The 25,613-nt window shown below is 70.8% G+C and carries 25 protein-coding genes and 1 pseudogene; 14 read left to right on the forward strand and 12 right to left on the reverse strand.

Annotated elements, in window-relative coordinates:
* Positions 1 to 52: 52 nt before the first annotated feature.
* Positions 53 to 883 (forward strand): class I SAM-dependent methyltransferase, encoded by an 831-nt coding sequence (locus tag AB0G79_RS02670; RefSeq protein WP_360798950.1) that lies wholly within the window; start codon positions 53 to 55, stop codon positions 881 to 883.
* On the opposite strand, the gene AB0G79_RS02675 is transcribed toward AB0G79_RS02670, so the two are convergent.
* Together AB0G79_RS02675 and AB0G79_RS02680 are read right to left on the reverse strand one after the other, a co-directional pair.
* Positions 861 to 1,160, reverse strand: coding sequence for a DUF6191 domain-containing protein (locus tag AB0G79_RS02675; protein WP_360798953.1), 300 nt, complete (start codon positions 1,158 to 1,160; stop codon positions 861 to 863). The two genes, AB0G79_RS02670 and AB0G79_RS02675, sit on opposite strands and share 23 nt — an antisense overlap.
* Before the next feature lie 43 nt (positions 1,161 to 1,203).
* Positions 1,204 to 2,232 (reverse strand): Lrp/AsnC family transcriptional regulator, encoded by a 1,029-nt coding sequence (locus AB0G79_RS02680; RefSeq protein ID WP_360798956.1) that lies wholly within the window; start codon positions 2,230 to 2,232, stop codon positions 1,204 to 1,206.
* Between the two features lie 267 nt (positions 2,233 to 2,499).
* On the opposite strand from AB0G79_RS02680, the gene AB0G79_RS02685 reads away from it, so the two are divergent.
* Positions 2,500 to 3,918 (forward strand): tetratricopeptide repeat protein, encoded by a 1,419-nt coding sequence (locus AB0G79_RS02685; protein WP_360798959.1) that lies wholly within the window; start codon positions 2,500 to 2,502, stop codon positions 3,916 to 3,918.
* Positions 3,919 to 3,990: 72 nt separating this feature from the next.
* Positions 3,991 to 4,995 carry a YdcF family protein gene (locus tag AB0G79_RS02690; RefSeq protein ID WP_360798962.1) on the forward strand — a complete coding sequence of 335 codons (1,005 nt, stop codon included), beginning with the start codon at positions 3,991 to 3,993 and terminating at the stop codon, positions 4,993 to 4,995.
* A gap of 13 nt (positions 4,996 to 5,008) precedes the next feature.
* Here the strand turns inward: AB0G79_RS02690 and AB0G79_RS02695 are convergent, their stop codons facing one another.
* On the reverse strand, positions 5,009 to 6,913 hold the full coding sequence (locus tag AB0G79_RS02695) for an alkyl sulfatase dimerization domain-containing protein (RefSeq protein WP_360798965.1): 1,905 nt from the start codon (positions 6,911 to 6,913) through the stop codon (positions 5,009 to 5,011).
* 138 nt (positions 6,914 to 7,051) lie between these two features.
* Here AB0G79_RS02695 and AB0G79_RS02700 point away from each other — a divergent pair, with 138 nt between their 5' ends.
* Positions 7,052 to 7,333 (forward strand): hypothetical protein, encoded by a 282-nt coding sequence (locus tag AB0G79_RS02700; RefSeq protein ID WP_360798968.1) that lies wholly within the window; start codon positions 7,052 to 7,054, stop codon positions 7,331 to 7,333.
* Between the two features lie 29 nt (positions 7,334 to 7,362).
* Here AB0G79_RS02700 and AB0G79_RS02705 read toward each other — a convergent pair whose 3' ends face one another.
* Positions 7,363 to 8,490: a protein kinase gene (locus AB0G79_RS02705; protein WP_360798971.1), complete on the reverse strand. Its 1,128-nt coding sequence runs from the start codon at positions 8,488 to 8,490 to the stop codon at positions 7,363 to 7,365.
* A gap of 203 nt (positions 8,491 to 8,693) precedes the next feature.
* Here AB0G79_RS02705 and AB0G79_RS02710 point away from each other — a divergent pair, with 203 nt between their 5' ends.
* Positions 8,694 to 9,572, forward strand: coding sequence for a glycosyltransferase family 2 protein (locus tag AB0G79_RS02710; RefSeq protein WP_360798973.1), 879 nt, complete (start codon positions 8,694 to 8,696; stop codon positions 9,570 to 9,572).
* A gap of 62 nt (positions 9,573 to 9,634) precedes the next feature.
* On the opposite strand, the gene AB0G79_RS02715 is transcribed toward AB0G79_RS02710, so the two are convergent.
* Positions 9,635 to 10,120, reverse strand: coding sequence for a carboxymuconolactone decarboxylase family protein (locus AB0G79_RS02715; protein ID WP_360798976.1), 486 nt, complete (start codon positions 10,118 to 10,120; stop codon positions 9,635 to 9,637).
* Positions 10,121 to 10,314: 194 nt separating this feature from the next.
* Here AB0G79_RS02715 and AB0G79_RS02720 point away from each other — a divergent pair, with 194 nt between their 5' ends.
* Complete coding sequence (locus tag AB0G79_RS02720) at positions 10,315 to 11,127, forward strand: GNAT family N-acetyltransferase (RefSeq protein ID WP_360798979.1); 813 nt, start codon at positions 10,315 to 10,317, stop codon at positions 11,125 to 11,127.
* Between the two features lie 224 nt (positions 11,128 to 11,351).
* On the opposite strand, the pseudogene AB0G79_RS02725 reads toward AB0G79_RS02720, so the two are convergent.
* Both AB0G79_RS02725 and AB0G79_RS02730 read right to left on the reverse strand, forming a co-directional pair.
* Positions 11,352 to 11,603, reverse strand: a pseudogene (locus AB0G79_RS02725) (thioredoxin-disulfide reductase); the annotation flags it as partial.
* Positions 11,600 to 12,028 (reverse strand): arsenate reductase ArsC, encoded by a 429-nt coding sequence (locus AB0G79_RS02730; protein WP_360798982.1) that lies wholly within the window; start codon positions 12,026 to 12,028, stop codon positions 11,600 to 11,602. The gene AB0G79_RS02730 and the pseudogene AB0G79_RS02725, both read right to left, overlap by 4 nt.
* Positions 12,029 to 12,126: 98 nt before the next feature.
* Here AB0G79_RS02730 and AB0G79_RS02735 point away from each other — a divergent pair, with 98 nt between their 5' ends.
* Genes AB0G79_RS02735 through AB0G79_RS02745 form a run of 3 tightly spaced genes read left to right on the forward strand, consistent with a single transcriptional unit; the run spans position 12,127 to position 14,661 of the window.
* Positions 12,127 to 12,435: a metalloregulator ArsR/SmtB family transcription factor gene (locus AB0G79_RS02735; protein WP_360798985.1), complete on the forward strand. Its 309-nt coding sequence runs from the start codon at positions 12,127 to 12,129 to the stop codon at positions 12,433 to 12,435.
* Complete coding sequence (arsB, locus tag AB0G79_RS02740) at positions 12,432 to 13,517, forward strand: ACR3 family arsenite efflux transporter (RefSeq protein WP_360798988.1); 1,086 nt, start codon at positions 12,432 to 12,434, stop codon at positions 13,515 to 13,517. The genes AB0G79_RS02735 and arsB overlap by 4 nt, the downstream gene beginning before the upstream one ends.
* Positions 13,518 to 13,542: 25 nt before the next feature.
* A complete protein-coding gene (locus tag AB0G79_RS02745; protein ID WP_360798991.1) occupies positions 13,543 to 14,661 on the forward strand; it encodes an ArsO family NAD(P)H-dependent flavin-containing monooxygenase in 1,119 nt (372 codons plus the stop codon).
* Between the two features lie 166 nt (positions 14,662 to 14,827).
* Here AB0G79_RS02745 and AB0G79_RS02750 read toward each other — a convergent pair whose 3' ends face one another.
* The 3 genes from AB0G79_RS02750 to AB0G79_RS02760 are packed head-to-tail and all read right to left on the reverse strand — an operon-like array spanning position 14,828 to position 15,854.
* Positions 14,828 to 14,968, reverse strand: coding sequence for a TIGR02391 family protein (locus tag AB0G79_RS02750; protein ID WP_360798994.1), 141 nt, complete (start codon positions 14,966 to 14,968; stop codon positions 14,828 to 14,830).
* A gap of 8 nt (positions 14,969 to 14,976) precedes the next feature.
* On the reverse strand, positions 14,977 to 15,495 hold the full coding sequence (locus AB0G79_RS02755) for an N-acetyltransferase family protein (RefSeq protein ID WP_360798997.1): 519 nt from the start codon (positions 15,493 to 15,495) through the stop codon (positions 14,977 to 14,979).
* Positions 15,492 to 15,854, reverse strand: a complete 363-nt coding sequence (locus tag AB0G79_RS02760) for a metalloregulator ArsR/SmtB family transcription factor (protein ID WP_351581855.1) — start codon at positions 15,852 to 15,854, stop codon at positions 15,492 to 15,494. The genes AB0G79_RS02755 and AB0G79_RS02760 overlap by 4 nt, the downstream gene beginning before the upstream one ends.
* Positions 15,855 to 16,085: 231 nt before the next feature.
* On the opposite strand from AB0G79_RS02760, the gene AB0G79_RS02765 reads away from it, so the two are divergent.
* On the forward strand, positions 16,086 to 17,483 hold the full coding sequence (locus tag AB0G79_RS02765) for an NAD(P)-binding domain-containing protein (RefSeq protein ID WP_360799001.1): 1,398 nt from the start codon (positions 16,086 to 16,088) through the stop codon (positions 17,481 to 17,483).
* Positions 17,483 to 18,784, forward strand: coding sequence for an MFS transporter (locus AB0G79_RS02770; protein ID WP_360799004.1), 1,302 nt, complete (start codon positions 17,483 to 17,485; stop codon positions 18,782 to 18,784). The genes AB0G79_RS02765 and AB0G79_RS02770 overlap by 1 nt, the downstream gene beginning before the upstream one ends.
* A gap of 2,655 nt (positions 18,785 to 21,439) precedes the next feature.
* On the opposite strand, the gene AB0G79_RS02775 is transcribed toward AB0G79_RS02770, so the two are convergent.
* A complete protein-coding gene (locus AB0G79_RS02775; protein ID WP_360799007.1) occupies positions 21,440 to 22,141 on the reverse strand; it encodes an HAD hydrolase-like protein in 702 nt (233 codons plus the stop codon).
* On the reverse strand, positions 22,128 to 22,994 hold the full coding sequence (locus tag AB0G79_RS02780; RefSeq protein ID WP_360799010.1) for a winged helix-turn-helix domain-containing protein: 867 nt from the start codon (positions 22,992 to 22,994) through the stop codon (positions 22,128 to 22,130). Before AB0G79_RS02780 ends, AB0G79_RS02775 begins: the two co-directional genes overlap by 14 nt.
* A 153-nt stretch (positions 22,995 to 23,147) precedes the next feature.
* On the opposite strand from AB0G79_RS02780, the gene AB0G79_RS02785 reads away from it, so the two are divergent.
* The 3 genes from AB0G79_RS02785 to AB0G79_RS02795 all read left to right on the forward strand — a co-directional run bounded on the left by AB0G79_RS02785 (position 23,148) and on the right by AB0G79_RS02795 (position 25,610).
* On the forward strand, positions 23,148 to 23,480 hold the full coding sequence (locus AB0G79_RS02785; RefSeq protein WP_360799013.1) for a hypothetical protein: 333 nt from the start codon (positions 23,148 to 23,150) through the stop codon (positions 23,478 to 23,480).
* A 2-nt stretch (positions 23,481 to 23,482) separates the two neighbouring features.
* Positions 23,483 to 24,844 carry an FtsK/SpoIIIE domain-containing protein gene (locus tag AB0G79_RS02790; RefSeq protein ID WP_360799016.1) on the forward strand — a complete coding sequence of 454 codons (1,362 nt, stop codon included), beginning with the start codon at positions 23,483 to 23,485 and terminating at the stop codon, positions 24,842 to 24,844.
* 79 nt (positions 24,845 to 24,923) lie between these two features.
* Positions 24,924 to 25,610, forward strand: a complete 687-nt coding sequence (locus tag AB0G79_RS02795; protein ID WP_360799019.1) for a DUF2637 domain-containing protein — start codon at positions 24,924 to 24,926, stop codon at positions 25,608 to 25,610.
* Positions 25,611 to 25,613 lie beyond the last annotated feature (3 nt).

A 25,613-nucleotide genomic window follows, 5' to 3' on the forward strand; every position in this document is an offset into this window, starting at 1 on the left:
GCGACGGACAATCCGGTCGCGTTGTCCGCAACCTGTGGATAACCTCGCCGGCATGTACTCTGCGACCCCCGACGACTGGTACGAGGCCAACCGCGCCCGCTGGGACGAGCGCGTCCCGATCCACGCCGCCAGCGAGTTCTACGACCTCGACTCCTTCCGCGCCGGCAAGGACGCCCTGCGTGACTTCGAGCTCGCGGAGGTCGGCGACGTCACCGGCCGCTCCCTGCTGCACCTCCAGTGCCACATAGGCCTCGACACGCTGTCCTGGGCCCGGCACGGCGCCTCCCGCGTCGTCGGCCTCGACTTCTCCGAGCCGGCCGTCGAGACCGCCCGCTCGCTCGCCGCCGACCTCGGGCTCTCGCAGGACCGGGCCGCCTTCGTCGCCGCCGACGCGTACGACGCGGCCGAGGCCGTCCCGGACAGTTCGTACGACATCGTCTACACCGGCCTCGGAGCCCTGTGCTGGCTGCCCGACGTCGACCGCTGGGCGGAGACCGCCGCCTCGCTGGTCGCCCCCGGCGGATTCCTGTACGTCGCCGAGTTCCACCCGATCGTCGACTCGCTCGACGACGAGACCGGCAGCCGGGTCGTCCACGACTACTTCGTCCGCGAGCCGTGGGTGGACACCACGCCGGGCACGTACGCCGAGCTCGACGCCGAGACCGTCCACAACCGCAGCGTGGAGTGGGTGCACCCGGTCGGCGAGGTCGTCACGGCCCTCGCGAAGGCGGGCCTGCGGATCGAGTTCCTCCACGAGCACGACGCCACGCTGTTCCCGCGCTACGGCGCGCTCCAGCGGCACGAGGACGGCTACTACCGCTTCCCGGCCGACCGGCCCAGGATCCCGATGATGTACTCGATCAAGGCGTCGCGCCCGGCGTGATCCTGATGACGGCGCGCCCGCCCTTCAGATCCACCGTGGAGTGGTGGGGCGGCGCGCCGTCCTCCTCGTCGTCGCGCATGACGAGGGAGCTCTGCCGCTCCTTGAGCTCGTTCTGCTTGCCCGGCGAGAAGGTGGCGTGCAGCTGCTCGAAGCCGGTGGAGGAGACCTGGCCGCTCCGCTTGCCGCGCCCGGTCGCCCGCAGCAGCTGATCGGCGAAGGCGATCACGGTGAGCAGGATGACGAGGCCGGGCAGCGTCACGAACACGGCGAACTCCATGCGCCCATCAGAACACGCGCCCCCGCGCGGGGGACAGCCTCCGTCACGGCCCCGCGTCGGGCCGTACGTGGTGCATCCGCCGTCCGTCGGGGCCGAGCACCTGCGCCCCGATCTTGTGGGTGCGCAGCGCGACCAGGGTGCCCGTGATCCGCAGCGCGGGGGCGGCCCGTACGAGCGTCGCCGTCACCTCGTGCAGCTCCTCGACCGTACGGAGCCACATCGCGATGGCCATGTTGTGCGGTCCGGTGACGGAGGTGATCACCCGGCTGTGCCGCATCCGGGTCAGCGCCGCGACGGTCTCCGGCACTTCGAGGGGCGGTATGTCGCCCGTGACCAGCGCCCACACGGGCCGGCCGGAGAACCTCGGCGCCGGCAGGCAGTGGTGGTGCAGCGCCCCGCCCGCCATGAGGGAGTCCAGCCTGCGCCGCACCGTCGACTCGCTGGTCCCGCACTGCCGGGCCAGCTCGGCGGCGCTGCGGCGGGCGTCCCCGGCCAGCTCCGCGACGAGCCGCCGGTCGAGGTCGGAGAGGATCGGCTGGGGGCGGCCGGGGACGTGGGACCTCCGGTCGCCGCTCGTGGTCTCGGCGAGGAGCCGTATCTGCCCAGGGGGCAGCTGCTCGATCCGCGACCGGTACGGCCGGTTGTGCATGCGGGTGACCACCTGCGTACGGGAGCGGAGCACGCCGCCGAGGCGCCGCACCCGGCCCGCGAGGTAGCTGTCGAGGGCGGGGAGGCTCGGGCAGACGACGAGCAGCACCAGGTCGGCTTCGCCGGTCACCTGGTGGACGCCGAGGGTGTACGCGTCGCCGGAGAGCTCGATCGCCGTGGCCTCGGTGGCTCCGGCGACGCACTCGATCTCGACCCAGGCGTAGAGCATCGCGTCGTCGTGGGCGACGAGCAGGGAACTCCACGCCCAGCCGCCCGCCGTGAGGTGCTCCCAGCGGCGGGCCAGGGTGTCGGGGCTGGGTCCCAGGACGGCCGAAAGCTGGGTCCAGCTCGCGCGGGGAGCGATCTGCAATGCGTGGATCAGTGACAGATCCGCTTCTCCCAGGACGGATTCCCCGGTATGCATGTGCCTCCTTGGCCGATCCCTGGGAAACCTTGGGTATGGGCTCCAGGCCGCCCCAGGATGTGGACTGGGGCATATGCATTCAAGCCTCAGTGGCGATTGTTCGCCATTAAGGCAGGCATAAGTCACAGAAATGGACAGGAACAGAACAGAACAGAACGGGACAGGGTGGTACGGGGGATGGAATCCATGGGGCACATGGGGAATCCAGGGAACCCGAGCAGCGGGGGGAATCAGACGACGAGGGGGCACAGCCGTATCGCGGAGATCGTGGAGATCGCGGGGGTCGTGCGGATTCCCGAGCGCGTGGATCCGCCGGACACCGAACTCCTGTGGGGCGAACCCGTCAGCCCGGAGCAGCTGAACGCCGCCGAACGCGGCTACGCGCGGTGCGGTCCGGCCGAGAGACTCCTCTGGGAGCGGCTCTCCGTGTTCGAGGGCGCCTTCGGACGGGACGCCGTCCGCGAGGTCTGCGCCTCGGGCACGCTCCCCGCCGAGTCGGTCCAGGAGGTCCTCGACCGCCTCGCACCCCTCGCCCTGCTCCCCGTCGACGACCTCTTCGACGGCGAGGACGGCGCCCCCCGCTACTGGATGCCGCAGCCCATGCGGGCGGTCGGCGCGCGACGGCTGACCGCACGCGGCGACCGCTGGGCCGTCGTCCTGCACCACCGCAGGTGGTGCGTGAAGCTCGCCCGCCGGGCCGCCGACTGGTGGCACAGCGGCCGGCAGACCGACGCCAGGGACCTCGCCCTGCGGGAACTCCCCGACCTGGTCGCCGCCATGGACCCGACGACCGCGCCGATCTCCCCGCGCGCCGAGGCCGAGTCGGCCGTCGAGATCGCCGTCTCCCTGTGGTTCCTGTGGGTCGCCTGCGGCCGGATCGCCGAGGGCAGGACCCGGCTGCGGCACGCCCTCTCCCTGCACCCCGGCCCGCTGCCCGCGCGCGCCCTGTGGCTCGCCGCCTACCTGGAGCTGGAGTCCGGCCGCCCGGACGACGCCGACCCCCTCCTCGTCCAGGCCTGGTCGGCCGCGGTACGGGAAGGGGACGACCGCTGCCTGGCCCTCCTGGCCCATCTGCGGGGCTCCACCGCCCTCTTCAGGGGCCGTACGCGCGAGGCGGCGGCCGAGTTCCGCGAGGCGCTCTCCCAGATGGACGACCGCGCCGAGTTCGGGCCGAGCCGGGAGCTGTGCTGGGTCGCCCTCTCGCTCTGCCTCAGCAGGACCGACCCGGAGGCCGCGCAGGAGGCCCTGGACCGGGCCGCCCTCGACCCCGGCCCCCGGCGCGCCTGGGCCGGACGCGACCTGTGGGCCGACGCCTGGGCGCACCACGCGCGTGCCGAACTCCTCGCCTGGGACGGCGAACGGGAGCGCGCCGCCGAACACGCCCGGCGCGCGCTGCGCGCGCACCTCTCCATGGGCACGGTCGTCGGCGCCTCCTGCGCGGCCGAACTCCTCGCCCAGATGCGGGTCATGGTCGGCCGCACGACCTCCGCAGCCCATCTCCTCGGCGCGGCCGACCTTTTGCGGGCCTCCGTCTTCGACGAGGCATACCGCCCGGCGGCGTACTGCTCGTCGACCAGGGTCCGCAGCGAGGCCATCCTGCGCGACCGGCTCGGCGCCAAGGAACTGCTCAAGGCGTACGAAGAAGGCGCTCGCGTCGGACTGTTCGACCTGGCGAGCGAGATGTAGTCCCGGGCGGGCAGCGACGCGCACCGGTCCCGGAACAGCCGCGACGCCGGTCACGATGCCTACCATGTCGGCATGTTCGCCTTCGTCGTGGCCGCCGTGTTCCTGCTGCTCTTCGGGGTCGGTGTGCTGCGCGACCGGCGCCGCTTCGGCAACGCCGTGCATCTCGGCCTCGCCGTGACCTTCCTCGGGATCGGCCTCCTCCTGGAGATCGACGCGGGCCCGCCCGGTCTCTCCGAGACCGTGATGATCCTGCTGCTGCTCGTGATCGGCCTCGGCCCGGTCGTCCTCGCCGGACTCCTCTGCGCGAACGGCGTGAAGATGGTCCGCAAGGAGGGCAGACGCCCGGCGAACCTGCTCTCGCTCCTCGCAGGGCTCGGCATGTTCGGTGTCATGGGCCTGACGGTCGCCGCGTTCGTCACGAGCTCGCGCGCGCTCGGCCTGATCGCCGGAACGACCCTCCTGGTCGTCGGCTACGTGTCGTTCCTGTTCCTCTGCTTCGTCGGGTACGCCTTCCTGTACGGCCGCATGCGGATCCGCCGCGACGCCGACTACGTGATCGTCCTCGGCTCCGGCCTGATCGGCGGCCGCCGCGTGCCACCGCTCCTCGCGAGCCGTCTGGACCGGGGCCGGCAGGTGTACGAGATGCTCGCCGCGCGCGGCGGCACGCGCAGGCTCGTCACCTCGGGCGGTCAGGGGCCCGACGAGGAGCTGCCCGAGTCGCACGCGATGGCGGACTACCTCGTGGAGCGCGGCTTCCCGGCGGAGGCGGTCGTGCGCGAGGACCGCTCGCGCACGACCGAGGAGAACATGCTGTTCAGCAAGGAGCTGATGGAGGCCGAGCGGCCCGGCTCCTCCTGCGTGATCGTCACCAACAACTTCCACGCCTTCCGGGCGGCCCTGATGGCCCGCAAGGTGGGGGTGGACGGCCAGGTCGTCGGCTCGCCCACCGCCGCCTACTTCTGGCCGTCGGCCACCATCCGCGAGTTCGTCGCGGTCTTCCTCCAGTACAAGGTGGTCAACCTCGGCATCTGCCTGATACTGGTCCTGCTCGGTTTCCTGGCCTGGGCCACCACGTGACCGGCCGGGCGCGTCACGGCGTCACCACCGGGAAGAGGGCGTCGGGCTTCGTCACGTACGAGAAGAGCCGCCCGAGCAGCGCCTGATCGCCCTCCACGCCGACCCCGAGCTCCGACGGGCTCCTCCCCGCCAGCAGGCCGAGGAGCTGTGCCTTGCCGAGGGTCAGCGTCAGCCCCGCGGGCGTACGGGGCGAGGCGAGCGCCCGGTGGGTCAGGGCGCCGTTGCGCAGGGTCAGCCGCCGCCGCTCGCCGGCACCGGCGGTCCCGTCCGCCCCGGCGGTCCCCGCCGCCCCGGCGGTCCCGTCCCCGTCGGTCGTCCCGTCCCCGCGGCCGTCGGTCAGGACGAGGTCGATGGCGAGATCGTCGTCCCACGCGCGCGGCCCGTCGATCGCGATGGCGAGCGAGTCGATCAGCATGGGGACGGTCAGGGCCATCGCCATCTCGGGGTTGGTCATGTCGACCGTCTCGCCCACGACGCCCTCGCGGAGCTCCTGTGCGCCGCGCAGGTAGAAGTTGCGCCAGGTCGCGTTCTCGGCGCCGTACCCGAGCCGCTCGTACACCCCGGCGAGGAGCCGTTTCGCCTCCTCGTTGCCCGGGTCGGCGAAGACGACGTGGTTGAGGAGGGTCGCGGCGAAACGCGGGTCGTCGTCCTCGACGTACGCGCGGGCCTTCGAGACCGCCTCGACGGCACCGCCCGCGACCTCGACGTACCGCCGCGCGAGCTCGACCGGCGGATGCTCCCACAGGTGCGCCGGGTTGCCGTCGTACCAGCCCAGGTACCGCTGGTAGACCGCCTTGGTGTTGTGGCTGAGCGAGCCGTAGTACCCGCGCGCGTGCCAGGACTTCTCCAGGGCCGGCGGCAGCTCGATCAGCTCGGCGATCTCGGCGCCCGTGTGGCCCGCGTTGAGCAGCCGGAGCGTCTGGTCGTGCATGTACGCGTACAGGTCGCGCTGCTCGGACAGGAACGCCACCACGTTGTCGTGGCCCCAGGTGGGCCAGTGGTGGGAGGCGAAGCCGACGTCGTACCGCCCGTGGAAGTACTCGACGGCCTCGTCCAGGTAGTGAGCCCAGATCCGGGAGTCGCGGACGACCGCGCCGCGCAGGGTGAGCACGTTGTGCATGTTGTGCGTGGCGTTCTCCGCCAGGCACAGGGCGCGGTGGTCGGGGAAGAGGAAGTTCATCTCCGCCGGGGCCTCCGTGCCCGGCGTCAGCTGGAAGACGATCCGCACGCCGTCGACCGTCTCCTCCTGGCCGGTCTCCGTGATGTCCACGGTCGGCGGGACCAGGCCGATGGTGCCGGTGGAGGTGGCCTGGCCGAGGCCCACGCCGATCTGCCCGTCCGGGGCCGTCGGCAGGCCGACGCCGTACATGTAGCCCGCCCGGCGGGTCATCGCGTTGCCCGCGTACACGTTCTCGCTGACCGCGTGCTCCAGGAAGCCGGAGGGGGCCAGGACCGGCACGCCCTCCTCCGTGCCGTGCGGGAGGACGCCCCGGACGCCTCCGAAGTGGTCGCCGTGCGAGTGGGTGTAGATCACCCCGGTGACGGGCCGGTCGCCGCGGTGCTCCCGGTAGAGAGCGAGGGCGGCGGCGGCCGTCTCGGCGGAGATCAGCGGGTCGATGACGATCACCCCGCGGGTGCCCTCGACGATCGTCATGTTCGAGATGTCCAGCCCGCGCACCTGGTAGATGCCCGCGGTGACCTCGTACAGGCCCTGCCGGGAGCAGAGCCGGCCCTGCCGCCACAGGCTCGGGTGGGCGGTGTCCGGGCACTCCTCCTCGAGGAAGCCGTAGGCGTCGTTGTCCCAGACCACGCGGCCGTCCGCCGCCCTCACGACGCCGGGGACGAGAGCGCCGAGGAAACCCCGGTCGGCGTTGTCGAAGTCGGTGGTGTCGTCGAAGGAGGGCAGGGTCCCGCTCATGTACCGGATGCTCCGTTTCCGCGCGTGCGCAAGATCGCCGTACCCGTCCATCTGAACACCGGGGTACTACGACCGCACTTCGGAGAGAGCGGGGCGGCCTCCGCGTACCTACCCTGGGAGGAGGGACGGAGGTGGCCCATGAGCCGACGCCACCATTTCCACATCGACTACCTGGGGCACTCGATCTCCGCGACGGTCCAGACCGGCCACGCGCCCGTGCTGGAGGTCCTCGTCGACGGCAAGGAGACCGGGTACGCCACGACGAAGGGCGACCGGCCCCTCACCGTCGCGGTCGAGCTGCCGAACGATCCGCCGACCACCGTCTCCGTACGGGCGACGCCGGGCCCCGGCGTGCCGCGCTGCCTGCTGCTGGCGACGGCGGACGGGGAGCCGCAGGTGATGGCGCCGCGACTGTACTGACGACCGCCCTCCGCTCCCTCGGAGCCGGTTCAGATCAGGGACATGCCGATGATCAGGAAGACGACGAAGGCGATGGCCCCGGCGACGGCCGCGGTCTTGCGGGGCCGCCGACGGGAGAGCGCGGCGAGCCCGCCGGTGACGTTCCCGACGGCGGGCGCGGGCCGCTCGCGACGACGGGCGACGGGAGCGGGCCGGGCGGCGGCCGGCGGAGGAGCCTGAACCGGAGCGGCGACCGGGTGCGGCGGCTGATGCGCGGGCTGCCGCTGGACCGGCGCCTGGTGCGGTGCCTGGTGCGGCGGCTGATGAGGTGCCTGATGCGGTGCCTGATGCGGCGCCGGTGCCGGATACCCCCGCCACGCCCCCGACGAGAACCAGTCCGCGATCGCCTGCGCCGAGGGCCGCTGCTCCGGCTGCTTGGCGAGCAGGCCGAGCAGGTACGCCTCGAAGGCGGGCGGCAGCGGGACCCCCACCCGGCTGGGCGGCATCGGCGGCGTGTCGATGTGCTGGTAGAGCAGGGCGGTGGCCGTGTCGGCGCGGAACGGCGGCTGACCGGTCAGGAGTTGGTAGAGCACGCACCCCAGCGAGTACACGTCGGAGGCCGAGGAGGCGGGCTGCCCGAGGGCCCGCTCGGGAGCGAGGTAGAGCCCCGTGCCGACGATCTGACCGGTCGTCGTGAGCGCGCCCGACGGGTCGTCGACGAAACGGGCGATGCCGAAGTCGGCGAGCTTGACGGTCCCCTGGGCGTCGACGAGGAGGTTCCCCGGCTTGATGTCCCGGTGCACGACGCCCTGCCGGTGCGCGGCGGCGAGCCCGGCGGCGGCGTGCGCGGCGACGACGGCGACGCGCTCGGCGGACAGGGCGACCGGCTGGGAGGGGTCGCCGGCGAGGCTGTCGCCGTCGACCAACTCCATGACGAGGAACAGCTTCCCGTCCCAGGTGCCGAAGTCGAAGACGCCGACGACGTGCGGGTGGCTGAGCCGCGCGGCGGTCTGCGCCTCCAGGCGGAAGCGGTCGGCGGCGGACGGGTCCGTGCCGTGACCGAGCATCAGCTTCACGGCGACGGGCCGGCCGAGGACCTCGTCGGTGGCCTGCCACACCTCGCCCATGCCGCCCCGGCCGATACACACATGAAGCCGATATCGGTCCGCGACCAGCACCGGGAGACCACCCTTTCGACGATCGATCAACCAGAAGCAAGGTGACCAGCGTAGAGCCGCCGACCCACCCCGCTCGCCGCCCTCCCCCTCCAAGGTGTGAGGGGCGTGAACGGAAGGTGTCGCCGAGGGTTAGCATCACGCCGCGGGGCTCACGCCCCGGAGTGTCGGTGAGCGATCGCGGCGATCGCGGGACGGAGTGGGTCGTGGCGCGACCGCGTATGGGCGTGGCGGTACTGACGATGGGCACGCGCTCCCCCGAGCTGCGGGCCCTGCTCGACGCGGTGGCGCGCCAGGACGAGCCCGCCGCCCGGGTCGTCGTCATCGGCAACGGCGTCGGCACCCTCCCCGAGCTCCCCGACGGCGTCCACGGCGTCGAACTCCCGGAGAACCGCGGCGTGTCCGGCGGCCGGAACGTCGCCATCGAGACCCTGCGCGGCTTCGGCGACGTCGACGTGGTCGTGGACCTCGACGACGACGGACTCCTCGTCGACACGGACGTCTTCCGCCGCCTCGGCGACCTGTACGAGGCGGACCCGGAGCTCGGCGTGGTCTCCTTCCGGATCGCCGACGAGACGGGCGAGACGCAGCGCCGCCACGTCCCGCGCCTCGGCGCGAAGGACCCGATGCGCGGCGGCGAGGTCACGACCTTCCTCGGCGGCGGCCACGGCCTGTCGATGCGGATGCTCGACGAGATCGGCGGCTGGCCGGAGGACTTCTTCTTCACCCACGAGGAGACCGACCTCGCCTGGCGGGCGCTCGACGGTGGCTGGAAGGTCGTGTACGCCCCCGAGCTCCTCCTCCAGCACCCGAAGACCTCGCCGGCCCGGCACTCGGTCTACTACCGGATGACCGCCCGCAACCGCGTCTGGCTGGCCAAGCGGAACCTGCCGGTCCTCCTGGTCCCGGTCTACCTCGCCGTCTGGACGCTCCTGACCCTGGCCCGTACGCGCTCCGCCTCCGGCCTGGCGTCCTGGTTCGCGGGCTTCGCCGAGGGCGTCCGCCGCCCCTGCGGCGCGCGGCGCCCCATGCGCTGGTCCACGGTGGTCCGCATGACGCGCCTCGGCCGCCCGCCGATCATCTGACGCCGATCACGTGACGCCGGTCATCTGACGCCGATCGTCCGTCGCCGGCCGCCCGTCGCCGCTCAGGTCCACTGCTCGGACGGCTTGACCCCCGGCAGGGGCTTCCCGACCAGGGCGAGCGGAATGAAGAAGTTGACCTGCCCGATGGCGAGGACGAGGGTCGTGAGCGCCGTCTCGTCGTAGTGCGCGGCGACCCGGGCGTACAGCTCGTCGGGGACCCGCTCGCCGTGCGCGGCCGGCTGGAGGACCGCCTCGACGAGCTCCAGGGCGACGGCCTCGGCCTCGGAGAAGTAGGGGGCGTCCCGCCAGGAGGCGACGGCGGTGATCCGCTCCTCCGGCTCCCCGGCCTTGCGCAGGCTCGCCGTGTGCATGACGGTCAGGTACGTGTTCCCGACGAGCTGCCCGGCGCGCAGCTGGAGCAGGTCGATCGTGGCCTGCGGTACGGAGCCGTTGCCGACGGCCTTGTAGAGGGCGCCGGCCACGGGGCCCAGCTCGGGGACGAGTCGGAGGGGGTTGGACAGACGGGAGGCGGCGGGCCGCGTGCTCATGAGGATGTCCTCTCGGTCTTCGGTCTTCGGTCTTCGGTCTTCGTCGGGCGTTCTCGGTTGCCTTCACCGCACTGACGGAGCGCGCGGCCCGAACGTGACAGCGGCCGGGACGTTTCTTCCGCCGGAAAGTGGCCCGGGGGAACACCACGGAATTGGCCCACGAAGTTCCAAGATCGAGAACTACCGTGGGGTCCATGACACGGGGACACCTCTCAACCGACCGAGCCACATCCGTTCTCACCGAGGCAGAGGCAGAGGCAGAGGCAGAGGCAGAGGCAGAGGCCGAGGCGCCGCGTCGCCAGGCCCGCAACTCCGCCGCCTTCTGGACGGCCACCGGCCGGAGCCGGGGGCACGAGGTCATCCACGAACGCGGATTCGTCGCGGTCGACGGCGGGGCGCGCGCCGGCCTGCGCGTCCTGGTCCAGGAGCCCGACCTCGACCCGGGCGAGCGCGCCGCCCTGGGCGAGCTGGTGCGCCGGGCCGCGGGCCCGGTGAACGTGGAGGACCCGTACGACGCGACCGACCTGAGCCACCTGCCCCTGCGGAGCTGGCAGATGCCGGTGATGGTGCGCCCGCCCGCCCCCGTCGCCGAACCGTCCCTCGACGTCGTCCGGGCGCGCCGCGCCGAGGACCTCCGGGCGGCGGAACGCCTCGTGATCGAGGGCTTCGGCCTGACCGCCTTCGAGCCGTACCGACCCGGCGAGTTCTTCCCGGAGGCGTTCACCGAGCAGCCGGGCGTGGACGTGTTCGTCGTCTCCCTCGACGGCGCATCCGCGGGAGCCGCCGTCACGGTCGAGGCCGACGGCGTCGCCAGCCACTACTGGGTCGCCACGTCACCGGCCTTCCGCTCGCGCGGCGTGGCCAGGGCCGCCATGCTCGGCTCCCTGGCCCCCCTCGCCCACCTCCCGGCCACCCTGACCGCCTCGAAACTGGGCCGCCCGCTCTACGAGTCCCTGGGCTACACCGCCGCCGCCCCCTCGACCTGGTGGGCGTCGCCCACCCCGTAACCGCGCGAGCTTCCCCGGGAAAACCCCGGAAAACCACTCAGGGGCCTGATCCGATCTCTCGGATCAGGCCCCTGAGTGGTTTTGCTGGCTGTCGGGGTGGCGGGATTGGCAAGCTGGAGGCCGGATGGGCGGGAGACGCGCCCTTCACCGCTGCGTCAGGAGACCCACCTGATACGGCGGAGTGGCACGGGCGTGTTGGGCGCGGTCTTCTCTCTTCGCGCGGTGAACCGCTCGGCCTGGGTCCGCATGTTGTCCATGAGGTCGGGGCCGTCGACCCCGGTGGGGAAGCCGGGGAAGTTCTCCACCTCGGTCGTGGTGGTGAGGGAGCCGCCGACGAAGATCGAGCTGCCGAACAGCGGCGGCTTCAACTGGGCGCGGGCGGTGTAGAGGGCGGCGGTCTAGCCGGCGGGGTCGGAGCCGATGATGACGACCTCGCGGACATCGTCCGCGGCGGTGGCAGGGGTCTGGTCGGTCACGTCGTTCTCGCCTCGTTCTTCGCGTCGATCTCGGCGATCAGGTCCTCGATGAGCACCTTGATCTCGTCGCGGATCGGGCGGACGGCCTCGACGCCCTGGCCGGCCGGGTCCTCCAGGACCCAGTCGAGGTAGGTCTTGCCGGGGAAGTACGGGCAGGCGTCGCCGCAGCCCATGGTGATGATGTAGTCCGACGCCTGCGCAGCCTCGGTGGTCAGGACCTTCGGCTTCTGGTCGGAGATGTCGATGCCGAGCTCCGCCATCGCCGCGACGGCGGAGGGGTTGATCTGCTCGCCGGGCAGGGATCCGGCGGAGCGGACCTCGATACGGTCGCCCGCGAGGTGGCGCAGGAACCCGGCGGCCATCTGGGAGCGGCCGGCGTTGTGGACGCAGACGAAGAGCACGGAGGCGAGCGGAGCGGTGGTCATCGGTTCTTCCTCGGTGGGCGAGGCGGGGCCCGTACAGCGCTCCCGCACATGTCAGCCCCAGCTGGTGTCAGCGTCGGCTGATGTGACACTATCAGTCCATGATGACGTCAGTCGACACTGATCTGATCCGAGTTCTGGGTGACCCCCTGCGCATGCGGATCGTGACCCTGCTCGCCCGCGAGACCCTCTGCACCAGCCACCTGGTGGAGGAGACCGGCGCCAAGCAGACCAACCTCTCCAACCACCTGAGAGTCCTGCGCGAGGCAGGGGTCGTCGACACGGAGCCCTGCGGCCGGTTCACGTACTACCGGCTCAACCCCGGGGTCATCGAAATGCTCGCCGGTCAGTTCGCCGAACTGGCCGCCTCCGCCCGCGCCAACGCCGACTCCAAGAGGTCCTGCCCGTGACCCTCGCCGCCCCCGCGACCACCACCGAGGACTCCTCGGTCGTCGCGAAGCTGTCGACGCTCGACCGCTTCCTCGCCGTCTGGATCCTCCTCGCCATGGCCCTCGGCCTCGGTCTGGGGCGGCTGATCCCCGGCATGAACGACGCCCTCGCCAAGGTCGAGACCGGCGGCATCTCGCTGCCGATCGCCATCGGCCTGCTGGTGATGATGTACCCGGTGCTGGCGAAGGTCCGGTACGACAAGCTGGACGCCGTCACCGGCGACAAGAAGCTCATGGTCTCGTCGCTCGTCATCAACTGGATCATCGGGCCGGCCGTCATGTTCGCGCTGGCCTGGATCTTCCTGCCCGACCTGCCCGAGTACCGCACCGGCCTGATCATCGTCGGACTCGCCCGCTGCATCGCCATGGTCATCATCTGGAACGACCTCGCCTGCGGCGACCGCGAGGCCGCGGCCGTCCTGGTGGCGCTGAACTCGGTCTTCCAGGTGATCGCGTTCGGCCTCCTCGGCTGGTTCTACCTCGACATCCTCCCCGGCTGGCTCGGCCTCGGGGACGGCGAGACCCTCGACATCTCCATGGGGAGGATCGCGCTCAACGTCGTCATCTTCCTCGGCGTCCCGCTCCTCGCCGGCTTCCTCACCCGCCGCATCGGCGAGAAGAAGATGGGCCGCGAGAACTACGAGTCGAAGTTCCTGCCGAAGATCGGCCCCTGGGCCCTCTACGGTCTCCTCTTCACGATCGTCATCCTCTTCGCCCTCCAGGGGAAGACGATCACCTCGCAGCCGCTGGACGTCGCCCGCATCGCGCTCCCGCTGCTCGTCTACTTCGCGGTGATGTGGTTCGGCACCTTCGCGCTCGGCAAGGCGATCGGGCTCGGCTACGACCGCACCGCGACCCTCGCCTTCACGGCCGCCGGCAACAACTTCGAGCTCGCCATCGCCGTCGCCATCGCCACCTTCGGCGTCACCTCCGGCCAGGCGCTCTCCGGCGTCGTCGGGCCCCTCATCGAGGTCCCCGTCCTGGTCGCGCTCGTGTACGTGTCCCTGGCCTGGCGCAAGAGGTTCGCTCCCGCCCAGCAGTAGGAACGCGCTCCGCGTCGTCATCGAGGTGCCCCCGCCCCGCACTGCGGGCCGGGGCGCCGTCGTCGAGAAGGGAAGTCCGGGCATGACCCAGCACCAGGCCGTGGACGTGGTCGTCATCGGCGGCGGACAGGCGGGCCTCGCCGCCGGCTACCACCTGCGCCGCGCGGGCCTGGACTTCGTCGTCCTCGACGCCGAGCGCGCACCGGGCGGGGCGTGGCAGCACACCTGGGACTCCCTCCACCTCTTCTCCCCGGCCGCGTACTCCTCCCTGCCCGGCCGGCTCATGCCCCCGCAGCCCGGCGAGACCTACCCCGACGCCGATCACGTCGTCGCCTACCTCGCCGACTACGAACAGCGCTACGACCTCCCGGTTCTGCGCCCCGTACGCGCCTCGGGCGTCCACCGCGACGGCGAACGCCTCCGCGTCGAGACCGACTCCGGCACCTGGCTCGCCCGCGCCGTCATCAGCGCCACCGGAACCTGGTCGCGCCCCTTCCTCCCCGCCGTAACCGGCCGTACGGAGTTCACCGGCGCCCAGCTCCACACCGTCGAATACCGCAGCCCCTCCGACTTCGCCGGACAGAAGGTGGTCGTGGTCGGCGGCGGGAACTCCGGCGCCCAGATCGCCGCCGACCTCGCCTACGGATCCGACCTCACCTGGGTCACCCAGCGCGAACCCCGCTACCTTGCCGACGACATCGACGGCCGCGCCCTCTTCGACGTCGCCACCGCCCGCCGCAAGGCGCTCGACGAAGGCCGTACCGACACCGGCGGCGTCGCCTCGCTCGGCGACGTCGTCGCCGTCCCGCCGGTCCGCGCGGCCCGCGACGCCGGGCTCCTCAAGGCCCAGCCCATGTTCGACCGCCTCACGCCCACAGGGGTCGCGTGGGCGGACGGCACCACGGCCGAGGCCGACGCCGTCATCTGGTGCACCGGCTTCCGGCCCGCGCTGTCCCACCTCGCACCTCTCGGCCTGCGAGGCCCGCGCGGGCAGATCCCCACGGCCGGCACCCAGGCCCTCGGCGAACCCCGCCTGCACCTGCTCGGCTACGGCGACTGGACCGGCCCCGCCTCCGCCACCCTCATCGGCGTCGGCCGCCCGGCACGTGAGGCAGCGCAGCAGATCGCGGAGCTGCTGCGCTGAGCTGTTGGGATTGCGGATCCCCGCATGGCAGCCCTCCGCGAAGGCCATGGCGCCGCGATGGACGCTGCGGAAGTGTCACCGCCGTCGTCCTCCATCAGACTGAGGCGGTGCTCGCCGTCCTTCGGCGGAGCCAGCGAGAAGACATTCTGGAAGAGCTTCGTCTCACTCAGGCCCGCCGCCCCACGTTGTTCTGCGTCTCGGCGTTGACCTTCCTCGCCGCAGCCGTGACCGCCTCACGGAAGTGACCGCTCTGCCACAGCGCCCGCGCGCCCTGCCAGACCCACTGACACGGAAACCCGCTCGGCACGGCGGGCTTCAGGAGACGCCAGGGCTGCGCCGCTCGACCAGCACGACGTCACGCCACACGCCGTGATGGCGGCCGATCCGCTCCCTCGTGCCGATCACCCGGAACCCGGCCCGCGCGTGGACGGCGAGGCTCGCGGTGTTCTCGGGGAAGATCCCGGACTGGATCGTCCAGATCCCCGCCGCCTCCGTCGAGGCGACCAGTGCGTCGAGGAGCAGGGAGGCCACGCCCCGGCCGCGGGCCTCGGGGTGCACGTAGACGGAGTGCTCGACCACGCCCGCGTACGCGCACCGGTCGGACACCTTCGACGCGGCGACCCAGCCCAGCACGCGGCCGGTCTCGGCGACGGCGGCGAAACGGTGCTCGGGCAGCTTCGCCGCGTCGAAGACCTCCCAGGACGGCGCGGCGGTCTCGAAGGTCGCGTTGCCCTCGTCGATCCCGGCCTGGTAGATCGCGATCACCTCACCGGCGTGCGCGTCCGCCAGCGGCACCACGGTCACCGGCACCGGCGCGGACACGGGCGTGGTCACGCGGCCGCCGCCTTGGTCAACAGCGCGCCCATCGCCGCGAGAACGGCGGGCTCGACCCGGTAGTACACCCAGGTCCCGCGCCGCTCGGACGACAGCAGGCCGGCCTCCTTCAGCTTCTTCAGGTGGTGGGACACGGTCGGCTGCGACACCCCGACATCGGAGATGTCGCACACGCACGCCTCCCCGCCCTCGTGCGACGCCACGGCGGAGAACAGCCTCAGTCGCACCGGATCGCCGAGCGCCTTGAACATGACCGCGGTCCGCTCGGCCTCCTCGGCAGTCAACGGGCGCTCCGTGAGCGGCGGGCAGCACGGCTCGACGGCGGGCTCCAGCAGCGGCAACGCCTTCACATTCGACATGCATCTATGTTGACAGATGTCGAACCAAGGGCCAAGGGGCTGGGGTCGCGAGCCGAGTCCCAGGGTGGTGCCGGTGTGGCGTGCCGCATGGGTCGCACGGGAGGGGGCGCCGTGGACGGGCGCCGCAGGCTTGTTGAATAGATATCTGTCTATGTTGACGTTCGTCTATGCCTAGTGCCATGCTTGCAACCGCAAGAGATCGACGGATGTCGAAACACAAGGGGAGTCGTCATGAACGCCACCGCCGCCGTCACCACCACCGCCGGTACCGAGCAGCTGCCCGTCGTGGTCATCGGAGCCGGTCCCGCCGGTCTGGCCGCCGCCGCCCACCTCGTCGGCCGGGGCATCGAGCCGCTGGTCCTGGAGGCCGGCACGCAGGCGGGTGCGGCGGTGCGTGAGTGGTCGCACGTGCGTCTCTTCTCCACCTGGAGCGAGGTCACCGACCCGGCCGCCGAGAAGCTCCTCGCTCCCACCGGCTGGGTGAAGCCCGACGCGAAGACCTACCCCACCGGCGGCGACTGGGCGGCTGACTACCTCCAGCCGCTCGCCGACGTCCTCGGCGACAAGCTCCGCCTCGGTGCCCGTGTCACCGGCGTCTCCCGCTCCGGCCGGGACCGGGTCGTCGACGCCGACCGCGAGGCCCAGCCGTTCGTCGTCCACGTCACCCACGCCGACGGACGCGAGGAGCGACTTTTCGCCCGCGCGGTGATCGACGCCTCAGGCACCTGGTCCACCCCGAGCCCCGCCGGCGCCTCCGGCCTCCCCGCCCTCGGCGAGAAGGCCGCCGCCGACCGGATCTCGTACCGCGTCCCCGACCTCAAGGACCCCGCCGTACGGGCCCGTTACGCCGGGAAGCGGACCGCCGTGATCGGCTCGGGCGCCTCGGCCTTCACCGCCCTCGCGTACCTCGCCGACCTGGCCAAGGCCGAGGACGGCGCAGGGACGAAGGCGCTCTGGATCCTTCGCCGGGGCATCTCCGGTTCCACCTTCGGCGGCGGCGCCTCCGACCAGCTCCCCGCCCGGGGCGCCCTCGGCCTGGCCGCGAAGGCGGCCGTCGACCAGGGTCACGCCGACGCGGTCACCGGCTTCCGCACGGAGGCGATCGAGCGCGACGGCGACGGCCGCCCGGTCCTGGTCGGCGAGGACGGCCGGCGCCTCGACCCCGTCGACGAGGTCGTCGTCCTCACCGGCTTCCGCCCCGACCTCACCTTCCTCGACGAACTCCGCCTCGGCCTCGACGAGCGCCTCCAGGCCCCCGTCGCCCTCGCGCCGCTCATCGACCCCAACCAGCACTCCTGCGGGACCGTCTACCCCCACGGCGTCAAGGAGCTGTCCCACCCGGAGGAAGGCATCTACCTTGTCGGGATGAAGTCCTACGGCCGCGCGCCGACCTTCCTCGCCCTCACCGGCTACGAGCAGGTCCGCTCCGTCGTCGCCTCGATCGCGGGCGACCACGCCTCGGCCGAGAGCGTCGAACTCGTCCTCCCGGAGACCGGCGTCTGCGGCGGCGCGGGCCTCTTCGACCAGCCCCAGGCCGACGAGAGCGCGACGGACGGCAGCGGCTGCTGCGCTCCCGCACCCGGCCTCATCCAGCTCGGCACCGCGGCCCCCGCGCCGTCCTGCGGCTGATGATCCAACCGACCACCCGCCCGCGCGGGGCCGTGACCGAAACGGGGGTTCGGTCACGGCCCCGCGCCGTGCTGCCCGCCCTCTGCGCCACGCAGATCACGAGCTGGGGCATCGTCTACTACGCCTTCCCCGTCCTGAACCCCGAGATCACCGCCGACACCGGCTGGTCAAGCACCGCGACGATGGCCGCGTTCTCCCTCGCCCTGGTCGTCTCCGGCATCGCCGGCATACGCGTCGGCCGGATCATCGACCACCACGGCCCACGCACCGTCATGACCACCGGCTCGATCGCGGGCACGGCGAGCCTCGTGGTCATAGCACTGGCCCCGAACCTGCCGGTGTTCTTCGCCGGTTGGCTCCTGGCCGGGTTCGCCATGGCGACCACCTTCTACCAGCCCACCTTCGCCGCCCTCACCCGCTGGTACGCCCCCGACCATGTTCGCGCCCTCACGATCGTCACCCTCGCCGGCGGCCTGGCCTCCACCGTCTTCGCCCCGCTCACCGCCTACCTCGCCGGCCACCTCACCTGGCGCGCCACCTTCCTCGTACTCGCCGCGATCCTCGCCGCCACCACGATCCCGGCCCACGCCCTCGCCCTGCGCGCCCCCTGGCCACCGGCCCCACCGGCGCCCACCGACACCGCCTCCGCGCCGCGCGAGGTGATGCGCAGCCGCCCGTTCCTCCTCCTCGGACTCGCCTTCCTGCTCTCGGCGTTCGCGATGTACGCGGTCGTCGTCACCCTCGTACCGCTCATGCTCGAACGCGGCTACACCACCGGCCAGGGCGCCTGGGTCCTCGGCCTCGGCGGCGCCGGCCAGACCCTCGGCCGCACCCTCTACGCGACCCTCGCCCGTCACACCGGCACCACCACCCGCACCGTCACCCTCATCGCCCTCGGCGCCCTCACCACCGCCGCGTTCGCGATCGTCCCGGGCCCGTACGGGCTCCTCGTCGCCGTCTCCGTCCTCGCCGGCGTCGTCCGGGGCAACCTCACCCTCCTCCAGGCCACCGCCATCACCGACCGCTGGGGCATCACCCACTACGGCCGCCTCTCCGGCATCCTCGGCGCCCCCGCCATGACCGCCTCCGCCCTCGCCCCCTTCGCCGCCGCCCTCCTCGCCCCACCCCTCGGCGGCACCCCCCACCTCTTCGCCCTCCTCGCCGCACTCGGAGCCACTGCCGCCCTGATCGCCCTCGGCACCACCGTCCGCATCTCCCCGAGGGGTGACAAGGCGTTGGAGCCGCAAGCGGCCGGCGAGGCTTCCGCCGCCTCCGCAGGCGGCACTTCCCGCCCCAGCTGATACCCGACCGTGTGGAGCGATCACCACCGGGCAGCGCAAGCGGGATCGGCCGGGTAGCAGGTCCATCTGATCCGCGCTCGCTTGGGCTTTGAGGCGAGCCGGCTCGGCGGGGGCGGGGACGAGGAAGAAGTGCGCGCGGTGCAGGTACACCGGCCCGGAGCTGCCCGTGCGGAGGCGGTAGTACGGCGGCTGATTCGGCTTGCGGATCCGGCTGCACTCGTGAACGACCATGGGGGTTCCCCCGGGCCCAGCGGCCAGCCGTTTTCCGCACCGACGGTGAGGAACCTCCGACGACCCGGTACGAGAGGCTCATCGCACAGCACGCATGTGGTGCGAAGTGGCCCCCGGGCGTCTGGAGCTGGCCGGCTCTTCTGGCCAGGTAGTGGGCCTCTCGACAGGAATGTGGCGGGGAAGCCGGGCACGGTTCCTCCCCCAGGTTGGTGGCTGCCTCAGCACGCACCACCGGTCTGACAGCCTCGGGCGGAGAACTGTCCCGGTGCCTCCCCGGATGTGCCGGACGGGGTATCGATGATCGGGGGCGGGAGCCAGGTTTTTGAGCCGGCTCCCAAACGGCTCCCAGAACGACCCCGGAAACCACGCAGGGGCCTGATCCGATGTCTCGGATCAGGCCCCTGACCTGGTCTTACTGGCTGTCGGGGTGGCGGGATTTGAACCCACGACCTCTTCGTCCCGAAGCAACTCGGGTGAGGGCCGCGCCTTTGACTGCTGCGTCTCTCACCTGCGCTGATGGTCCGCAGCCGTTCGCGGTCGTCCGCCGCTGGCCGTCTGCGTTGTCACGCAGTTAGACACGCATCGTTCAACGGCCTCGTTGGAACCGGTTGCTGTGATTGCGGTATGCGGCTGCTGTACCTCCACCGACCAGAGTAGTCGCGACCGCCATGGCGTTGACGTAGGCGCCGACCACCTCGGCTGCAACTGGCCAGAGGATCAACACGATGACGATCACCGTGATCAACCCGCCAGCACGCCAGGGATTTGACTCCTGACCGCACAGGGCCACACTCGACATGGAACCTCCATGGTTTCGGCCCACCCTCGCCATCACGGTTGCAGCCCAGGCGGCGGGGGTGGGCGACCGAGCTCCCATGATGAGCCCATCACGCATCCTCCAGCGCTCTGCTTAGATTCAATAGGCATTCGTGAGTTTGCAACTGTGTTCATTCTTGAGATATGCAAAGACCCGACTCGTGGGTTAAGTTAAAAGAGTCAAGTTCCCTGGTTGTAGTCCAATTTCGCAGCTCAGGGCGTCACTTTCGCGTAATAACTATCCCTCGCTTGTATCACGTTTGCAACGTGCCGCTGTATGGCTTGCGAGCCTCTCCGCCTCCAGGCGTAGCGACCGCGTAGCGCAGCTGCGCGCCTGAGGGTCAATCTGTGTGGTCAACGTCACACGGTGCGGCGGGTCTTGGTTGCCTAGCTCGCCCCGAACTCCCATCCCGTCTGCCGTCGGCCCACACGTATGTGGAGCGGGCGCGGTGTCGGGCGTCCAGGTGGAGCGCGCCACTGTACGAACGACCTGGACGCCCGGCGCCGTGTCTGCTCGGCTTGTCCTGGGTCGATGGCAGACGGGATGGGAGTTCCCCCACCGCTACATCCCACCGGCCGGCACCCGCGTTCGGAGCCCCCGCCATCCCGGAGCCTGAGCGCCCCCGCCGGAGGCATTGGCTTGTGTCGCAGTTGCGTACCGCCTCGGCCCGCATCGTGGTTCGCCACCCATCAACCCAAGCTGTCAGGCGTGCGGCCGGCGCCCGGGCTGGAGCGGGGCGGCAGACAGGAGCGCAGGCCCGGGCGACGGGCCGCGCGCGCCGCGCTGTGCGCGGCGGGTGCCTTGATGAGGTAGAGAAACCTGTAACAGCTCCCCTGGCAGCCGCTCGGATGTACAGCGGGATGTTGCGCATAGTAAGCATGCCCGATTTGGATCCCCGAAATGGAGCATCGAATCGGACCCGAAACTGGGAGCGTACTGGTGAGTGCGCTACCGTGTGGGTACTGCGATGACTTAAGTCAGAGACTCATCGGAGTGTCGTACGACGAAGGGCCCGAGCCGGTTGCAGCCAGTCTCGGACCCTCGCGCCGTGCGGTGATGACTACCGAGCCCGGCCGTCTACCAGTCGGCCGGGCTCAGTCATGTCTGAGCTCTGCCGTACGTCCGGTGTCACGGTTCCCGCCAAGCTGAGGCTAGGCGTTCTCCACCAACCACTTGATGATCGCGGCGATCACGGGCGACCAGTCCATCAACGCCTGACTCCAAGTTAGGCGTCTCCGGTCTCGCTGCTCCTGCTGCTCGGCCTCGTTCATCCGTGCTCCTCTCGATCCATCTCAAGTGGCCCTGAGATTCAGGGCATCCGCCAGGCGGCGGAGCACGTTGAGAGATGGATCGTGTGGAGCAGCACCAGCATAGAAGATGCGGGCGCCCCCGGCAGACCGGGACCACTACTCCTTCGCGGCAGACGCAATCCAACCACTAGATCTTGGGTTTGGATGCTTTCCGGCGCCTCCGCGTGTCGCGCGACGGCGCGCCTGCGGGATTTGCGGAGTCATGCCGTGTACAAGCGGACGTCTGAGTGACCATGTAGGAGTGTTTCCAGGGCAACCACAATGCTGCGTGCCCCAGTTGTCGGTGGCTCGATGAGGTCAGGTGCCAGTGCCAGTGATGAGGCGATCTGCAATGGCCTGCATGTCTTCGGTGATGGCATCGGCATGCTCGTCCGTGAACCAACCGAGCTTGTGCGGCTTGTTGGCGTAGCCAATAACCGATGCCCCAGCTGCATGGGCGGCCTGGATGTCTGTAACTGAGTCGCCGATCAGGGTGCAGCTCGTGACGTCGACGTGCATCTTTTCGGCTGCCGTGATGAGCGGGAACGGGTTCGGCTTCATCAGGTGAGGCTGTCCGGTCGGCCGGCCGATGACCCTGGCGACGTACTTCTCCAACTCGTGGGCCTTCAAGAAGCTCTGGACGCACTCGGCGGAGTTGTTGCTGACCACCGCGACCGCCCTCCCGGAGGCGTTCACGGCTCGGAGCGCGTCCACGGCCCCTGAGGTCGGCGGACCTGCCACGGCAACGGCTTCGACCTCCGCTGCTGTAAGGGCGTCCTCGACGTCTCGGCCCACCTCGGGGCCTGCTTCATGGGCGATGCGCAAGACCTCGATCGGGTCGTCGGTCTCGACTGCCCTTGCGCCCGCGGCTTCGTCCTTGGCCGCGAGGATCGCGACGAGCTGCTCGGCGACTTGGGGGGCAGGGAGCCCCGCGAACACGTCGCACACGGGGCCGTCGAAGTCGAAGAAGACGACGCGGGCGTTGTGCAGGACCTCGTGGAGTCGGTCATCGTGCGTCAAGGTCGAAGTCCCTTCCGATGGTCTCCCAGACGCTGTCGAACCACATGCGCGCCTGCTGTACCTGCTGTGCTCCGCTGGAGGACTCGCCGTCGTTGACCGAGTAGTGGAAGAGGGTCGTGTCCTTGCCCACCAAGTCGTAGATCTCGATCGTCTCGCCTTGGGCGACGACCTTGTTGGGGCGGATCGGGTAGTACCCGAAGAACGCGTCCTCGTCGTTGATCACGTACAGCTTGAAGAACTGCGTGCCGCTGTGGACGCGCACGCTGATGTGGGTCTCGGCGACCAGGCCAAGGTGTCCCAGCTCGGTGATCGCGTCCCGGATGCTGCGCGTGTAGCCGACCATAATGTCGTGCATGCGGTCGCGGAGCCGCTTGTCGTCCGCACCGTCGGACATCCGCACCGGCGCCGCCTGAGGCACCGCCATGTCGGGGACGAGTATCCGCATGGTGATGCTCGACGGGGTCAGCCTGCCGACGCGGATCTTGTCGAGTGGCTCTTGCAGGGCACCGTGCAGCGTCTCGCTGGAGAAGCCCGCGAAGTCGATCGTGACGTGGTCCTTCGCGAACGCCTGCTCTACGTAAGGGCGTAGTCCGGCCGGTCGTTCCGTGCGGTTGCGGACGTAGACACCGCTGCCCTTGCGGGAGACCACGAGCCCTTCGTCCTCAAGGTCCCGTAGCGCGCGCTGGATCGTCGCCCGCGCGAAGCCGTAAAGCTCCGTCAGCTCCTTGTGTGACGGCAGCTTCTCGCCCGGTCCGAGTCTCCGCGTACGAATCGCTGCGCTCAGGCTGCTCGCGACCTGCTCGTACGGGGCTCGGTCGTCGTCGGGGTCGAGGGGCTCGGGGACAAAGGTCATGAAGCCGATGGTAGGCGAGTTCCTCGAAGCGGGACAGTCATGCCAGTCATGTTGTTGACATGGCTAGCCATCTCTTCTAACTTCGAGATGTGGCCAACAAGGATAGCCAAGTTGGTCATCTAGGCCCTTCCTGCCATCTCGAAGGAGAAACCCATGCCGTCGTTCAAGGTGGACACGTCGACCGCCGTGGTGTTCGTCGCCACGGCGCCCACGCCGAAGCTCGTCAGCAAGCAGACCGGTGAGCGCGCGATGGACCGGGAGACCGGTGCCGGGCTGTCCACGGTGGGTCTGCTGATCTCGGACGAGGGGGAGGGCAACCTCTACCAGGTGACGGTCCCGGAGACGGGTCTCCCCGCCGGGCTCGCGCCGGGCATGCCGGTGTCGGTGATCGGACTCAAGGCCCGGGACTGGGAGAACACGTTCAACGGGCAGACCCGTCACGGCATCTCGTTCCGCGCCGTCGCGGTCACCCCGATGGGTGGCTGACCATGACCGACGTCTCGGCCTTATGGGAGGTCGGTCTCCCGCTCGCCGGAACCGCCGGCGGTCTGGGGTACGCGAGGGCTCGTGCGCCTCGGGTGTTCTGGTCACTGGTGGGTCTGCCGGTCACGAGGGTGCGGTTCGCGATGACGTACCACGCCACGATGGACGTGTGCGGGCTGACGGTGCAGCCGTCCCGCCTGCGGGCGTTCGTGGTCCGCAACGTCGTCCGCCGCTCCGACGTTCAGCCCGTTCCGCCGAGGGTCCGCCGCGTCCGGGGCACCTCGACCGGCCTGCGCGTCACCCTCCGCCTTCCCGCCGGTCTGGAGCCCGCCGACGTGATGGCGGCCTCCGAGCGGTTGCGGCATGCCTGGGGCGTCCACTCCGTCAACGTCGTTGAGACGAAGCCGGGGTTCGTGGAACTGCGGATGACCGGGTATGACGTCCTTAAGCGTGTACGGATGCCTCGTCGGCGCCCGTCCGGGCTGATGGTGGTGCCGGTCGCGCTCCGGGAGGACGGTTCGGCGTTTGTCCGGGACTACTTGAAGGTCCCGCACGCGCTGACCCTCGGCGCGAACCAGTCCGGCAAGTCGATGTATCAGCGGAACCTGATCGCCGGACTCGCCCGGCTCCCGGTGGCGCTGGTCGGGATTGACTGCAAGCGCGGTGTTGAGCACCGCAGTTACGCGGCTCGCCTCTCTGCACTCGCGATCACGCCGGAGGAAGCAGATGGTCTCCTCGACGGGCTGGTTGGGGAGATGGAAGAGCGCTTCGACCTGCTCAGCCGCTACGGCGTCGCCGACATCTGGGACTTGCCCGAGCACGTACGACCGGCGCCGGTCGTGGTCCTGGTGGATGAGGTCGCGGAGCTGTTCCTCGTCGTGACGAGGAAGGACGAGGAACGCCGGGACCGGATGGTCACCCAGCTCATCCGCCTGGGGCAGATGGCCCGCGCCGCCGGCATCTTCCTGGAGGTGTGCGGGCAGCGGTTCGGCTCCGACCTCGGCAAGGGTGCCACCGCACTCCGTGCCCAGCTCACCGGCCGGACCGTTCACCGAGTCAACGACAAGCAGACCGCCGAGATGGGCGTCGGTGACATCGCACCGGACGCGGTCGCCACCGTGTTGGCCATCCCGCCGGACCGGCCCGGTGTCGCGGTGGCCGGTGACACCTCCGGCGGCTGGTCCCGCATCCGTACTCCCGAACTCACCGCGCGCGAAGCCGCCGCGATCTGCGCCAAGTACGCCCATCTCGCCCCGGACCTGCCCGCCGTCGAGGCCTACCGCCCGGGAGGCCTGGACGCCCTCGACGGCATCCCCGTTGACCCGGAGCCGGTCCCGCTGGTGAAGCCCACCCCCACCACGGCGTAGCGAACCTGTCCCACATCGGTCGGCGTGACCATCTCACGCCAGGTCCCTACCCGACCCATGCCCGAATGGAGGTGCCTGAATGTTCCGCACCCTCCGCCTTGACCCCGTGCTGATCCAGGCCGTCATCGCCGGTGCCCTGTCCTTCGCCCACCTGCACGACCTGGCGGCTGCGGCCGGTCAGGACGGGTGGAAGGCGTGGGCCTACCCGGTCAGCGTCGACCTGCTCCTGGTCGCCGCCTGGCGCCGGATGCGCTCTGACACCGGCAACCGCGACGCCTGGCTGTGGTTCGGGATCGCCCTCATCGCATCCCTCGGCGCCAACGTCGCCACCGCCGGACTCCTCGACATGAGCGACGTCCCCGACTGGCTGCGCATCCTCGTCGCCGGATGGCCCGCGCTCGCCTTCCTCGGCGGCACCCTCCTCGCCCACACCCCGAACACGAAGCCGGACCCTGCCCCCACGCCGGAGCCCGAGCCCGTGGTCGACCTTGTCGTCGAGCGGGCTTCGGAACCGGCCCCGGAGTTGCCGCCGACCGAACCCACGTCCGTCGACGCGGAGCCCGAATCCGCTCCGCAGGAAGAGGTGCCGGAGCTCGTCTCCTCCGTGCCGGCCGTCTCGGTTCCGCCGGCGCTCCTGGCTCACGCCCAGAAGATCGCGGACACCCACCGGTCTCAGACCGGCAGCCCAATCGATGCGGAGACCCTCCGTACCCGTCTCGGTCTGCCTGCCACCCTCGCGGACTCGATCGCCCTCCAGATCACCTGACCC

It is taken from the genome of Streptomyces sp. NPDC020807 (assembly GCF_040641575.1).
Classification (GTDB): Bacteria; Actinomycetota; Actinomycetes; order Streptomycetales; family Streptomycetaceae; genus Streptomyces.